This is a genomic window from Enterobacter sp. V89_11, from assembly GCF_029967775.1.
Classification (GTDB): Bacteria; Pseudomonadota; Gammaproteobacteria; order Enterobacterales; family Enterobacteriaceae; genus Enterobacter; species Enterobacter ludwigii.
In genome coordinates this window covers 39,535-53,910 of sequence record NZ_JASCAN010000017.1, presented here as the reverse complement: position 1 = coordinate 53,910, position 14,376 = coordinate 39,535, and the positions used below count along the sequence as shown (strand labels likewise).

13 protein-coding genes are annotated in these 14,376 nt (G+C 53.5%); 7 read left to right on the top strand and 6 right to left on the bottom strand.

The genetic code is table 11. The features are described 5' to 3' along the window. Positions 1–10: 10 nt before the first annotated feature. The 5 genes from QLG09_RS14550 (at position 11) to rmf (ending at position 5,818) form a co-directional block, all read left to right on the top strand. Entirely contained in the window at positions 11–1,918 is a 1,908-nt protein-coding gene (locus tag QLG09_RS14550) for an ABC transporter ATP-binding protein (RefSeq protein WP_014169423.1), read from the top strand. A 13-nt stretch (positions 1,919–1,931) separates the two neighbouring features. Then, positions 1,932–3,185 (top strand): membrane integrity-associated transporter subunit PqiA, encoded by a 1,254-nt coding sequence (gene pqiA / locus QLG09_RS14545; RefSeq protein ID WP_020884797.1) that lies wholly within the window; start codon positions 1,932–1,934, stop codon positions 3,183–3,185. Positions 3,186–3,189: 4 nt separating this feature from the next. Further along, complete coding sequence (gene pqiB / locus QLG09_RS14540; RefSeq protein WP_020884796.1) at positions 3,190–4,830, top strand: intermembrane transport protein PqiB; 1,641 nt, start codon at positions 3,190–3,192, stop codon at positions 4,828–4,830. Further along, positions 4,827–5,393, top strand: coding sequence for a membrane integrity-associated transporter subunit PqiC (gene pqiC / locus QLG09_RS14535; protein ID WP_025204538.1), 567 nt, complete (start codon positions 4,827–4,829; stop codon positions 5,391–5,393). Before pqiB ends, pqiC begins: the two co-directional genes overlap by 4 nt. 257 nt (positions 5,394–5,650) lie before the next feature. Further along, positions 5,651–5,818: a ribosome modulation factor gene (gene rmf / locus QLG09_RS14530; RefSeq protein ID WP_013097261.1), complete on the top strand. Its 168-nt coding sequence runs from the start codon at positions 5,651–5,653 to the stop codon at positions 5,816–5,818. Positions 5,819–5,890: 72 nt separating this feature from the next. Here the strand turns inward: rmf and fabA are convergent, their stop codons facing one another. Continuing rightward, complete coding sequence (fabA, locus tag QLG09_RS14525; protein ID WP_014169427.1) at positions 5,891–6,409, bottom strand: bifunctional 3-hydroxydecanoyl-ACP dehydratase/trans-2-decenoyl-ACP isomerase; 519 nt, start codon at positions 6,407–6,409, stop codon at positions 5,891–5,893. A 68-nt stretch (positions 6,410–6,477) separates the two neighbouring features. Then, positions 6,478–8,238, bottom strand: coding sequence for a Lon protease family protein (locus tag QLG09_RS14520; protein ID WP_049023896.1), 1,761 nt, complete (start codon positions 8,236–8,238; stop codon positions 6,478–6,480). Between the two features lie 186 nt (positions 8,239–8,424). Between QLG09_RS14520 and matP the strand changes: the two genes are divergently transcribed. Further along, complete coding sequence (gene matP, locus QLG09_RS14515) at positions 8,425–8,877, top strand: macrodomain Ter protein MatP (RefSeq protein ID WP_014169429.1); 453 nt, start codon at positions 8,425–8,427, stop codon at positions 8,875–8,877. A gap of 69 nt (positions 8,878–8,946) precedes the next feature. Here matP and ompA read toward each other — a convergent pair whose 3' ends face one another. Together ompA and sulA are read right to left on the bottom strand one after the other, a co-directional pair. Further along, complete coding sequence (ompA, locus tag QLG09_RS14510) at positions 8,947–10,002, bottom strand: porin OmpA (protein WP_020884794.1); 1,056 nt, start codon at positions 10,000–10,002, stop codon at positions 8,947–8,949. Between the two features lie 354 nt (positions 10,003–10,356). Then, a complete protein-coding gene (gene sulA / locus QLG09_RS14505; protein ID WP_032677816.1) occupies positions 10,357–10,866 on the bottom strand; it encodes an SOS-induced cell division inhibitor SulA in 510 nt (169 codons plus the stop codon). Between the two features lie 217 nt (positions 10,867–11,083). On the opposite strand from sulA, the gene QLG09_RS14500 reads away from it, so the two are divergent. Next, positions 11,084–11,710 (top strand): TfoX/Sxy family DNA transformation protein, encoded by a 627-nt coding sequence (locus QLG09_RS14500; RefSeq protein WP_020884792.1) that lies wholly within the window; start codon positions 11,084–11,086, stop codon positions 11,708–11,710. Here QLG09_RS14500 and yccS read toward each other — a convergent pair. Together yccS and QLG09_RS14490 are read right to left on the bottom strand one after the other, a co-directional pair. Further along, positions 11,667–13,829, bottom strand: a complete 2,163-nt coding sequence (yccS, locus tag QLG09_RS14495; protein ID WP_020884791.1) for a YccS family putative transporter — start codon at positions 13,827–13,829, stop codon at positions 11,667–11,669. The two genes, QLG09_RS14500 and yccS, sit on opposite strands and share 44 nt — an antisense overlap. 19 nt (positions 13,830–13,848) lie before the next feature. Further along, positions 13,849–14,295 carry a YccF domain-containing protein gene (locus tag QLG09_RS14490; protein WP_014169434.1) on the bottom strand — a complete coding sequence of 149 codons (447 nt, stop codon included), beginning with the start codon at positions 14,293–14,295 and terminating at the stop codon, positions 13,849–13,851. Positions 14,296–14,376 lie beyond the last annotated feature (81 nt).

Genomic DNA, 14,376 nt, shown 5'->3' with positions numbered 1-14,376 from the left:
GGAATAATACATGTCTTTAATTAGTATGCACGGCGCGTGGCTCTCTTTCAGCGACTCGCCGCTTCTCGACAATGCAGAACTGCACATCGAGGACAACGAGCGCGTCTGTCTGGTCGGCCGTAACGGCGCGGGTAAATCCACGCTGATGAAAATCCTCAACCGCGAACAGGGCCTGGACGACGGGCGTATTGTTTACGAGCAGGATCTTATCGTCTCTCGCCTGCAGCAGGATCCGCCGCGTCACGTGACCGGCAGCGTTTACGATTTTGTTGCTGAAGGTATCTCTGAGCAGGCCGAATACCTGAAGCGTTATCACGAGATTTCTCACCTGGTGATGACCGACCCGAGCGACAAGAATCTTAACGAACTGGCGAAAGTGCAGGAGATGCTCGATCACCACGGCCTGTGGCAGCTCGAAAACCGCATCAATGAAGTGCTGGCACAGCTCGGACTGGAACCGGACATGGAGCTGTCGGCGCTTTCTGGCGGCTGGCTGCGTAAGGCTGCGCTTGGCCGCGCGCTGGTCAGCGGGCCGAAAGTGCTGCTGCTGGATGAACCGACGAACCACCTGGATATCGAAGCGATAGACTGGCTGGAAGGGTTCCTCAAAACCTTCAACGGGACCATTATCTTCATCTCCCACGACCGTTCGTTTATCCGCAATATGGCCACGCGTATTGTCGATCTCGATCGCGGCAAGCTGGTGACCTACCCTGGCGATTACGATACCTATCTGCTGGAGAAAGAAGAAAACCTGCGTGTGGAAGAGTTGCAGAACGCTGAATTCGACCGCAAGCTGGCGCAGGAAGAGGTCTGGATCCGTCAGGGCATCAAAGCCCGTCGTACCCGTAACGAAGGCCGCGTTCGCGCGCTGAAAGCGATGCGTCGTGAACGCAGCGAGCGCCGCGAAGTGATGGGCAGCGCCAGAATGCAGGTTGAAGAGGCCTCCCGTTCCGGCAAAATTGTCTTCGAAATGGAAAACGTCAACTATCAGGTTGATGGCAAAGTGCTGGTGAAAGACTTCTCCGCACAGGTTCAGCGTGGGGATAAAATCGCGCTGATCGGGCCGAATGGCTGCGGTAAAACCACGCTGTTGAAGCTGATGCTGGATCAGCTGAAGCCTGACAGCGGCCGCATTCACTGCGGTACTAAGCTCGAAGTGGCTTACTTCGACCAGCACCGTGCGGAGCTGGATCCGGACAGAACGGTGATGGATAACCTGGCGGAAGGTAAACAAGAGGTGATGGTTAACGGTAAGCCGCGCCATGTGCTGGGCTACCTGCAGGACTTCCTGTTCCATCCGAAACGTGCGCTGACGCCGGTACGCGCGTTGTCAGGCGGTGAGCGAAATCGTCTGCTGCTGGCACGTCTGTTCCTGAAGCCAAGTAACCTGCTGATCCTCGATGAACCAACAAACGACCTGGACGTGGAAACGCTCGAACTGCTGGAAGAGCTGATCGACGGCTATCAGGGAACCGTGATGCTGGTAAGCCACGACCGTCAGTTCGTCGATAACACCGTGACCGAGTGCTGGATCTTCGAAGGTGAAGGGCGAATCGGACAGTATGTGGGCGGCTATCACGATGCGAAAGGACAGCAGTCGCAGTCTCAGGCGCTAAAACAGGCTAAATCCAGAACCAGTTCCGAACCTGCTGTAACAAAAGCAGAAACTGTCAAGAAAACCTCGGTTAAACTAAGCTATAACCTGCAGCGCGAACTGGAAGGACTCCCTCAGCGTCTTGAAGAGCTGGAAGCCGCACTTGAAGATCTGCAGGCGCAGGTCGCTGATGCGTCATTCTTTACCCAATCGCATGACTATACTCAAAAAGTACTGGCAGAACTGTCCGCGGCTGAAAAAGCCCTGGAAGAAGCATTTGAGCGCTGGGAGTACCTTGAGTCTCTGAAGAACGGCGCATAAACAGGGATACAATATGTGTGACCAGCACCATGCCGACAGGCATATATTATGCTCTCAATGCGATATGCTCGTGGCGTTGCCAGAGCTTGGTCACGGACATAAAGCCCTGTGTCCCCGTTGCGGTACGACGTTGACAACCGAGTGGGACGCACCAAGGCAGCGTCCCACTGCTTATGCGCTGGCGGCGTTGTTCATGCTGCTGCTTTCCAATCTCTTCCCCTTCATTTATATGAAGGTGGGAGGGATGACCAGCCAGGTCGATTTGCTTGAAATTCCGGGGGTTATGTTCTCGGAAGACTATGCCAGCCTCGGCACCTTTTTCCTCCTGTTCGTACAGATCGTCCCGGCTTTTTGTCTGGTCGTCATTCTGTTGCTGGTGAACCGCGTCGCGATGCCCCTCGCGCTTAAAATCTGGCTCGCGCGTATCCTGTTCCAGTTAAAAAGCTGGGGTATGGCCGAAATCTTTCTGGCGGGAATCCTGGTCAGTTTCGTCAAACTGATGGCGTATGGCGATGTGGGTATCGGCAGCAGTTTTGTCCCCTGGTGTCTGTACTGCGTGCTGCAACTGCGCGCCTTCCAGTGTGTGGACAGACGTTGGGCGTGGGACGATATCGCGCCGGCACCGACGCTGGTGCAGACGGTAAAGGTGGGGGTGCCAGGCATTCGTCAGGGGCTTCGTTCTTGCCCATGCTGCACCGCTGTGCTGCCAGCCGATCTGGATGTGTGCCCGCGCTGCGAAACAAAAGGGTATGTGCGACGTAAAAATAGCCTGCAGTGGACAATGGCGCTGCTGGTGACTTCCATCATGTTGTACCTGCCGGCCAATATCCTGCCGATTATGATCACCGATTTGCTCGGTGACAAAATGCCCTCGACAATCCTTGCCGGGGTAATACTACTGTGGGGTGAAGGCTCCTATCCCGTTGCGGGGGTGATCTTTATTGCCAGTATTATGGTACCCACGTTAAAAATGATCGCCATTGCCTGGCTCTGCTGGGATGCGAAAGGCCATGGCAAACGCGACAGCGAACGCATGCACCTGATTTATGAAGTCGTCGAGTTTGTTGGACGCTGGTCAATGATTGATGTGTTTGTTATTGCCGTTCTCTCTGCACTGGTGCGGATGGGCGGATTGATGAGTATTTATCCCGCGATGGGGGCATTAATGTTTGCGCTGGTCGTTATTATGACCATGTTCGCGGCCATGACCTTCGACCCTCGTTTATCGTGGGATCGTGAGCCTGAATCAAGCCATGAGGAACAGTAAGAGCATGGAAAATAAGAGTGGAGAGGCGAAAGTGCAGAAGGTCAAAAACTGGTCGCCGGTGTGGATTTTCCCCATCGTGACCGCGCTGATCGGTGCATGGATCCTGTTTTATCATTACAGCCATCAGGGACCGGAAGTGACGCTCATCACCACCAATGCCGAGGGGATTGAGGGCGGTAAAACGACCATCAAAAGCCGCAGCGTCGATGTGGGCGTGGTTGAAAGCGCAACCCTGACCGACGATTTAACCCATGTGGAAATCAAGGCACGCCTGAACGCGGGCATGGAAAAACTGCTGCACGGTGATTCAGCTTTCTGGGTGGTCAAGCCGCAGGTAGGACGTGAAGGGATCAGCGGCTTAGGTACGCTGCTCTCCGGTGCCTACATTGAACTGCAGCCGGGTAAAAAAGGAAGCCAGCCGGCGCAATACCAGCTGCTTGACTCGCCACCGCTTGCGCCGCCAGATGCGAAAGGCATCCGCGTGATCCTGGACAGTAAAAAGGCGGGCCAGTTAACGGCGGGCGATCCCGTGCTGTTCCGCGGTTATCGCGTGGGATCGGTTGAAACAAGTACCTTTGATCCGCAAAAGCGCACCATCAGCTATCAGCTGTTCATCAACGCGCCAAACGATCGGCTGGTCACCAGCAACGTCCGTTTCTGGAAGGACAGCGGGATCGCGGTTGATCTGACGTCAGCGGGAATGCGCGTGGAGATGGGCTCCCTGACCACGCTGTTTGGTGGCGGTGTAAGCTTTGATGTGCCGGAAGGGCAAGATTTGGGACAGCCGGTTGCAGAGAAAACGGCGTTCAGGCTTTTTGACGATCAACGCAGCATTCAGGACGCACTCTATACCGATCACATCGACTTCCTGATGTTCTTTAAAGATTCCGTCCGTGGCCTTCAGCCGGGCGCGCCTGTTGAATTCCGCGGCATTCGCCTGGGTACGGTGGGGCAAGTTCCGTTCTTTGTACCGGGTCTGCAGCAGGTACTGGATGACGATTACCGCATTCCGGTACTGATTCGCATTGAGCCGGAACGTCTGCTCAACCAGATTGGCGAGAATCAGGATATTGGTACGCATATTACCGAACTGATGAACCGGGGTCTGCGTGGGTCGCTGAAGACGGGCAACCTGGTGACCGGTGCGCTGTATGTGGATATGGACTTCTATCCAAAAGCCCCGCCGATTACCGGTATCCGGGAGTTCGGTGGTTATAAGATCATCCCGACGGTGAGCAGCGGCCTGGCACAGATCCAGCAGCGTCTGATGGAGACACTGGATAAGATTAACAATCTGCCACTGAATCCGATGATTGAAGCCGCGACCAGTTCGCTCAGCGAAAGTCAGGCAACGATGCGTCGCCTGCAAACCACGCTGGATAATATCAACAAGATCACCGCAAGCCAGAGTATGCAGCAGCTGCCGCAGGATATGCAGAAAACGCTGCGTGAGCTTAACCGCAGTATGCAGGGCTTCCAGCCTGGCTCGGCGGCGTACAACAAGATGGTGGCAGATATGCAACGTCTTGATCAGGTCTTGCGTGAACTGCAGCCGGTTCTGAAAACGCTCAATGAGAAGAGCAACGCGCTGGTGTTCGAAGCGAAAGATAAAAAGGATCCTGAGCCTAAGAGGGCAAAAGAATGAATAAATGGCTATTAATGGTTGGCGCTCTGCTGTTAACGGCGTGCAGTTCAGGCGTGGAGAACAAAAGCTACTATCAGTTGCCTCTTGCAGCGCAAAACGGGGTACAAAGTACCGCCAGTCAGGGAAACCGTCTGCTGTGGGTTGAGCAGGTTGCCGTGCCGGATTATCTGGCAGGCAACGGCGTGGTCTACCAGACCAGCGACGTAAAATACGTGATTGCGACAAACAACCTGTGGGCCAGCCCGCTGGATCAGCAGCTGCGCAACACGCTGGTGGCCAATTTGGGCAGCCAGCTTCCGGGTTGGGTTGTCGCGTCGCAGCCGCTGGGTAACGACCAGGATACGCTGAACGTCACGGTTACGGGTTTCCATGGCCGTTATGACGGTGCGGTGGTGATTAGCGGAGAGTGGTTGCTGAACCATCAGGGCCAGATGATTAAGCGTCCTTTCCATCTTGAGCTGAAACAGCAGAAAGATGGCTACGATGAAATGGTGAAAGTGCTGGCCCAGGGGTGGGCGCAAGAGTCGGCCAGCATCGCCAGGGAGATTTCCCGGCTGCCATAAGTAAAATTCATCGGTAAAAACCGCAGTCGGCCTGTTGCTGATTGCGGTTTTTTTTTCAGTTTCACTTCAGACCGTTACTTGTGCCGGGTCACAATTTTTGTACAAATGATCTTCCAGGTAGCTCACAAATATGACACCCGTATGAATTTTGAACATTGACGCTGCGACTAATTCGGGGTATTCGTTATCTGTGCCTGCGCAAGTTTGTGCAGACACTGTTTTCTTTCCACCAGACAAAAGAATGAGGGAAACGAGGCATGAAGAGACAGAAACGAGATCGCCTGGAACGGGCTCATCAACGTGGTTATCAGGCCGGCATCGCTGGACGATCTAAAGAAATGTGTCCTTATCAGACGATAAATCAAAGGTCACAATGGCTTGGAGGCTGGCGAGAAGCCATCGGCGACAGGGCACTCATAGCCTGATAACGTCTCTTTCAAAAAAAGAAACCTCCGCACTGCGGAGGTTTCGCCTTTATGGGGTCGCTCAACGCGAAATCAGAACGCGGAAGTGTCCTGGAACAGACCCACTTTCAGGTCGTTTGCGGTATAAATCTGACGACCGTCTACCAGCACTTCGCCATCTGCCAGGCCCATAATCAGGCGGCGGTTAACGATGCGTTTGAAGTGAATACGATAGGTCACTTTCTTCGCAGTAGGCAGAACCTGTCCGGTAAATTTCACTTCGCCCACACCCAGCGCACGGCCTTTACCTTCACCACCCAGCCAGCCCAGATAGAAGCCAACCAGCTGCCACATTGCATCCAGACCCAGACACCCAGGCATTACCGGATCGCCAATAAAGTGGCAACCGAAGAACCACAGGTCCGGGTTGATATCGAGTTCTGCTTCTACGTAACCCTTATCGAAGTTGCCGCCGGTTTCGGTCATTTTCACGACACGGTCCATCATCAGCATGTTCGGGGCCGGTAACTGTGGGCCGTTAGCGCCAAACAGTTCACCGCGACCAGAGGCAAGAAGGTCTTCTTTTGTATAGGATTCGCGTTTATCTACCATGTTCTCAGTAAGCCTTATTTTAGTGAAGGACGCAGGATAGCTAACACGTGTACGCTGAACAAGTCCGATCAGTTTGAACTAAACCAGCCTAACCAGCGTAACGGCCAGGGATAACGATGACGAGCATCCTGCTGCGTCGCCTGAGCAATGCGCTCCTGGATAGTCTGCATCAGGGTTGTTTGCCCTTCGCCGTCCCATACCAGGTTTGTCAGTAAGGGTAGTGCATCATCAATGCCTTCGATGGCCCAGATGGTGAATTGTTCCTGTTCCACGGCATCCAGAATGTCCTGGCTGAGGCTCAAATGGCGCGCGTTAGGGGCAGGAATAATCACCCCCTGTTTGCCGTTTAACCCACGCTGCTGACAAATCGAGAAGAAGCCTTCAATCTTTTCGTTCAGACCACCCACTGGCTGCGCACGACCAAACTGATCGACCGAGCCGGTGATCGCGATGTTCTGATTAACTGGCACTTCTGCCAGGGCGCTGATTAAGGCGCACAGCTCCGCCATAGAGGCGCTATCACCATCGACTTCACTGTATGATTGCTCAAACGTCAGCGAGGCGGAGAAGGGGATTTGCTGCTCAAGCTGCAGCTCTGACATCAGGAACGCCTGCATGATCATCATGCCTTTAGCGTGAATGTTGCCGCCCAACTCGGCTTTGCGTTCGATATCAGTGAACTCACCGTCACCGACATGCACAACGCAACTGATGCGGGAAGGTTCCCCGAAAGCGCGCGGGTGGCCGGGGAATTCAATCACCGACAGGGCATTGATCTGCCCGATACGTTCGCCTTCGGTCTCAACCAGAATTTGTTCCAGCAGAATTTCATCCTGCATACGGTCAGCAAGATAGCCTTCACGCCACTCACGCTGCGCCAGCATCTGGGTAAGCTGCTCACCGGTGAATGCGCCGTTACCGCTGACGACACCCACTTCACGTAACTGCTTGCCGATCCAGAGCGGGCAGAGCGGCAGCGTCTCCTGGTCACCGGTGTAGCGAACCGCTTCGCGGATCAAACCAGGCCAGGCGTCGGCGGCCGGCGTTGGCAGTGCGAAACGTTCCGCAACGCTCAACACCCACTGGCACCACTGTGCCATATCATCGGCATCGGTAATCTGGAAGTTATCTTCGTATTCGCTGTAGACCGCCTGCTCAGCCAGTTCGGGCTCCATCTCCTGGAAGTCAGCCAGCGATTCACGATCACCCGTCAGCACCACGGTCAGCGACAGCGGCATTGAAGGAACTGAGACAGGCAGGGGACGAGACTCGTCGTAGCCAACCCAGTCAAAACGCTGCTGGCTAACCACCGTTTTCAGGCGCATCCACAGCAGAGGTTGTGAGAGGAGGGTGCGCAACGAGATGATCAGTACGCCGCCATTGGCGCGGTGCACCAGCCCTGGTTGCAGCGAGAGCTCACCGTTAAACTGGCGCAGACAACCAAAGAGTTGTTCAGCCTCGACCCAGTTAGCGGTAATCACCTCACCCCTGGCAGCAAAGCGGTCGTCGGGCTGCTCTGCCGGTTCGAATGTGACATCATGTCCCGCGATACGATATTGGCCGCCAAAGACGGCGTTCGCTTGCGGTCGCAACTGGCGCATGGCATCACCCAGAAGCGTCAGATATTCCGCTTCTTCCGGGGCCTTGAGCATCATGAAGGGTGATGTTGCCCAGGGGCTTAACACCTGCTCCAGCGCATAATGCAAACGGGGTTGCGTATCGCTAAGGATGAATTCGTGTTCTTTTGCGAGATCGGGTCGTGCAAACAGTTCCTGATAGCTCTCGGTATCCGGAACGAGGTCACGCGATGCAAGTTTCGTAATGGTCAAAGTTGATGTTTTTTAGTTAGATGTAAAAGCGTGGAGTATACCGTAAGCGGGGGGTTCTACCCAAGCAGGATTGGGCATTTCGGCAGGGTGATTGGCTGCATTCACTCACAGGATATGATTTCTTTTCAGCAGATTGCCAAAAAACTGATATTCTGAACAGAGTTACGTGGTAACACTGAGATCGCAATGAAATATCAACAACTGGAAAATCTCGAAAGCGGCTGGAAATGGAAGTACCTGGTCAAAAAGCACCGTGAAGGGGAGCTGATCACCTGCTACATCGAAGCCAGCGCAGCGCAAGAAGCCGTGGATATTTTGCTGACCCTCGAAAATGAACCGGTACAGGTTAACGGCTGGATTGAAAAACACATTAATCCTGCGTTATTAAACCGGATGAAGCAAACTATTCGTGCGCGTCGCAAGCGGCATTTTAATGCGGAGCATCAGCACACTCGCAAAAAATCCATCGACCTGGAGTTTATGGTCTGGCAGCGTCTGGCAGGGCTTGCGCAACGGCGTGGAAAAACGCTGTCAGAAACGATAGTGCAGTTGATTGAAGATGCCGAGCATAAAGAGAAGTACGCCAACCAGATGTCGACGCTGAAGAATGATCTTCAGGCTCTGTTGGGTAAGAAATAGATTTTTGTTTTCTTCAGATTCAGATAATAAAAAACCCCGCAGTGCGGGGTTTTTTTATAAGACGATAACTTATGCCGCTGGCTGAGTTACAACGTCTTTGATGCCTTTAACTTCGATCTCTACGCGACGATCTGGAGCCAGGCAGTCGATCAGTGCAGCGCGAGCTTTAACGTTGTCACAGGTGTTGCCAGTAACTGGGTTAGCTTCGCCCATACCACGTGGGGAGATCTTGTTAGCTGGGATACCTTTAGAGATCAGGTAATCAACAACAGACTGAGCACGTTTCTCAGACAGTTTCTGGTTGTAAGCGTCAGAACCGATACGGTCGGTGAAGCCCAGAACCACTACAGAACCGTCTTTAGGATCCAGGTTGCTCAGCTGGGTGTACAGCTGATCCAGTGCCTGCTGACCTTCTGGTTTCAGGGTAGCTTTGTTGAAGTTGAACAGAACGTCAGACTTCAGAGTGAAGTGCTTGGTCTGTACTTCTGGAGCTGGAGCCGGCGCTGGAGCAACGATTGGCGCTGCATCTTCCTGCTGGCCGAAACGGTAGGAAACACCTACGCTCAGCATGCCGTTGTCCGGACGAACACCAACGGTGTTGCCGTCGCCGATGTTGTTAACCCACTGGTATTCCAGACGGGTAGCGATATCGCGGGTCATAGCCCACTCAACGCCACCAGCGAATACTGGGGAAACACCGGTGTCATGGTCGTCGCCAGCGATGCTGTTGCTGGAGTCAGCGCGCCATACCATGCCGCCCAGACGAGTGTACACGTCCAGATCGTCAGTTACTGGGTAACCCAGTTTAGCGGTCAGCTGTACGCCCTGAGCTTTAAAAGCGCCGTTTACGTTGTCGCCTTTGTATGGCATACGACCTAACCAGTCGTAACCCATTTCAAAACCAACATACGGGTTAACCTGATAGCCACCGAACGCACCTGCACCAAGCTGGCTCTCGTGAGTAGGGCCATCGTTGTTCAGGCTGCTGTTGTACCAGCCGGTGTCATGGAACTGAGACCAGCCCAGTTTACCACCTGCATACCAGGTATTATCTTTCGGAGCGGCCTGCGCTACGGTAGCGAAGCCAGCCAGTGCCACTGCAATCGCGATAGCTGTCTTTTTCATTTTTTGCGCCTCGTTATCATCCAAAATTCGCCATGAAGGTCTCAATAGAGATTCACGGTTAAATCCTTCACCGGGGGGCGTGGTCAAATATAAATCTACCGATATCTTCGGCTTAGGCCGAGCACCCCTGGCGATGTAAAGTCTACAACGTAGCTGAAAACTTACAAGTGTGAAGTCCGTCAGGCATATGAAAAAAAAAGTTCCGTATACCGATTATTTAACATTTTTCGAACGAGTTTTGTGCAATAAAATTAAGGAGAACCGCACCAGACAAGCCTTGCCGCAGTTTTGGCGCCTGGAACTAAAATCGCATCTTGTGGTCAAAAAAAATTCCAGGAATAATCTTAATTTTCCTCAATGATACAAATTTGAGTGAATTTTTAGGCCAGAAAGTTGTCCTCTGCGATAAGAATCTGGTCGAACCGGACGCATGATCAACCCGATCGCACTACCTTCTTCAGCCGCTTCAGTCAGTCGAAAATGTTCCTCATCGGTCAATTCGTCGGATAACCATCCAATCACCACGCTGTAATTCCCCGTACGTAACGCCCGGATCATCGATTCCACGGTATCGCAGGGAGAGAGTTGGTTAATTTGCATGACCTTTGTCAGCGGCAGGCCCGCGGACTGCACCCATTCACGGCTCAGTTTTTGTTGAGGCGTCAGCCAAAGCTGCCAGCGCGACTGCTGACCAAGCTGTTGTAATAACGGCAACAGCAGAAGTTGAGTGAGCAGGGGCTGGTCTTCACGATAAACCACTTCACTGATAAGCCCTGTCGAAACACGCCCGGTGGAATTCTGCGTGACATTGCCAGCGGAAGAAGAGAGAGAGGTTGAGCGATTTGCATAGCCTGAAGTGTACATATTCATTCCAGCCCTGTAGTTACTGTATGGATATACAGTAACCCCTGTATGCATAAAGATCAACCTCATTTTCGGAAAGCGACTCGCAAAATTCATTCATTATTGATGCGCCTGGAAAAATCATCTTGCTCAACGACGATAAGTTGCCTATTTTCCTGCTAACGGATCCGCTAGTAAGAAATTTCGTTGTTACTTTATGATTTTGAAGGGAAATATCATGAAAAAGATATCTTATGAACGGATTTATAAATCCCAGGAATACCTTTCACCCTTAGGTGAAATCCACCATCGTGCGCTGTTCGGGGGGTATACCCTGGCCGTAGATGATGCCGTCTTCGCTATGGTCTCCGATGGGGAACTGTATCTCCGGGCCTGTGAGGAAAGTGCAAAATACTGTGTAAAAAATGCCTCGTCATTCTTAACCCTGATGAAACGGGGTCGTCCGGTGCTGCTCAATTATTATCGTGTCGATGACGGACTGTGGCAGGACAGAGAACGACTGCTTCAGCTCTCCTCGTTCGCGCTCAATGCGGCACGAAAAGAGCGTTCGCAGCGTGATCGGCGAAACCGCCTCAAGGACTTGCCCAATCTCACCTTTCAGCTTGAAGTGCTGCTCTTTGAAGCCGGAATCACTGATGAAGAGACGCTGCGGGAGCTGGGTGCCCGTGCGAGCTGGCTAAAGATGCGGGCGAAAAATAAAGCGCTCAGCATTAAAGTGCTCTTCGCACTGGAAGGGGCCATCGCCGGACTTCATGAAGCGGCACTCCCGGCGGGAATTCGCCGGGAGTTAACGGAGTGGTTTAATGCGCTGCCTGAGCCACAGGAGAATCACTCCTCCAGGTAGCGATTTGCAGTTGCAGTCGGCAAATTTCTGGCAGCAGAGCGATAAGGAGGCCAATCTGCTGAAGAACCAGCGGTGCTTTGCTGTCGCTTCCCGGGTCAATATGCGTAATACGCTGAGCCAGTTCATCCAGCGCGTGTTGAACGCGAGGCTCATCGGCTGGTCGGTGATGAAGCGCGTCATCGACATAGCATACGGCGTCATCCAGCAGGGCGAGGATGGCCGGGTGAGTCAATTTCTCACGGTGGGCACCCAGCGTCGAAATATAGCTGGTGAAGGTATGGTTCAGGCAGAGCAGGCGGAAAGCCGTTTCCCGAATTTCTGCCGTGGCGCGAGGCTCCGTGGACATGTTAGAGACCACCGAAGCCAGTTCAGCATCACAGTTATGCGCATCGCGACGCGCGATACGATAAGCCAGACGGTTATCGCGACCCTGATGATACTGCTCAAGGATGGCATCAAGGTATCGACAGTTCGCGTTCATCGCCCTGTCTACCACACGCGGTAAATTACGGAACCGCCAGTCCGGCCAGATAAAACTGACCGCCGCCCAGGCGATAGCGCAGCCAATCAGCGTATCTATCACGCGGGGCAGGGCCACTTCAAATCCTTCACCCAGCAGGTTAAAGCAGAGTAGCACCAGCAGCGTGATGAACATTGTGGCATGCGCATACTGCACATTACGAAAGGCGAAGAACAACACACCGGTGATCACGATCAGGATCAGCTGGCCTTCGACAGAGGGCACGAAATAGAGCACCGGCAGCCCAATAGCGACGCCCACCAGCGTACCGATAATACGTAGCGCAAGGCGGTGGCGGGTGGCGTTATAGTTTGGCTGGCAAACAAACAGGCTGGTCAGCAGGATCCAGTAACCGTGATGTAACCCGGTTATCTGAATGATGGCATAACCCACGCACAGCACCAGTGACATCCTCACCGCATGGCGAAACAGTGCCGATTCCGGCGTAAAGTTGCGGCTCAGTCGCAGCCACATATCGCTGAAGCTATGCACGCTGTCATCAGCAAGTTGATTCTCCACATCTTTATCGGGGAGCGCCATCGCCTGCTCGGATTCAATGGTAGCCAGCTGAGCATCTATCGCCCGCAGGTTATTCAGCAAAAATCCCAGTGCTTTAATATGTTCCGGCGATGTTCCACTGGCCTGAACGCGATCGAGCGCCGCATCAAGATGGCTAAATACGCGCTCGAAGCGCGGGTCATGTTGGTAGGGCGTACGCAGCAAAATGGAGCGTGCCAGCTGCTGGCACGCCTGAGACTGCATCGACAGCAGGCGCTGGAAGCGGAACATCACGTCGCTGTAGCGGAACTTCTCGCGCAGGGCAGCATACTGAACGTGCGAGGAGCTGGCACGCTCATGTATATCCTGCGCCGCGAAATAGTAGTGCAAGGTTCTTCGCGTTCCGCGCTGACCGCGATCGCCCCGCAGACGGGTAAGCAGTGAGGCTTTCGTCTGGTTAAGCGTGGCGACCAGTTGACCGTTGGCCAGAGCCAAATCGTAGAGCGGAGACTGGCTCTCCTCCTCGATATCCGGATCGAAGAGCCGGGATTTTAGCTCAAGATAGTGGGCCAGTTGCTCAAAGCTGCGGGCAAGGTTGTCCTGAAGAGGGCGAACCGGAAAAATAAGATGCCCGGTTAACGTCAGCAGGTTATACCAGATGGCCCCCAGCAACAGCAGTATGGGTTGCTGGTACCATTGATCGTAAAGGGAAACACCCAGCATGGTGTAAATGGCGATCAGCAGGGCACCAAAGGCGATAGTGGCATAGCGCTGCCCAAGGCCGCCAAGCAAAATAAACCCGCTGGTAGAGAGCGTAAGGCCAATGGCAAACAGCCAGGGCCAGGGGAAGAGCAGCTCCACGGAGGCTGACGCGATAAAAAAACAGACCAGCGTAATCACAAGATTACGCAGGCGCCCGGCAAGGCGATCGTCCAGATCCGCCAGCGCCCCCGCAACCACTCCCAGCGTGAGCGGGATGGTGAGTTTTACGTCATTCAGCCACCACGGCAGGGCAACCGTGCCGCAAAGTGCGATAAATATTCTGACGTTATAAAGCCAGATGCTGTTCCAGGTATAACGGCGAAGCAGTGGGCTTAGCATAAGCACGGCCAGTCCTTATTTACTGAAAACGACGACGCGCGTTTGCTTCACGTGCCGCCTGTGCCACTTCTACCGGAACGACCCTGCGCCCGACTGGCCAAAGCGCGATGGCGGCAATCTTAAAGTTCGCGATCCCCACCGGAATACCAATAATGGATATGCACTGGGCAATACCGGCAAAGATATGCATCACACACAGCCACCAGCCGAAGAAAACCAGCCACAGAATATTGAGGACCGTGCCTCCCGTGTTCAGCAGTGCGTTTTTGCTCTCCGGGTTCAGTTCGTCAATGTGGACGGCTTCATTCCCGTACGGGATGAAAGAGAGTTTGGTGATTTCCCAGCAGGAGCGGGTCAGGGGGAGCGTAAAAATAAGGACGATGCTCACCAGCGTGGCAAAAAGCCAGGCAAGAGTGGTGGCAAAACCGCCTAACACAAAATTCAAAACATTCAGAACAGTACGCATAAACCCTCAGTTCCTTTCGATATGATTAACGCCCAGTGATTGTAACGTTTTTTTAGGCTGGAGCACCTTAAAACTGGCAGT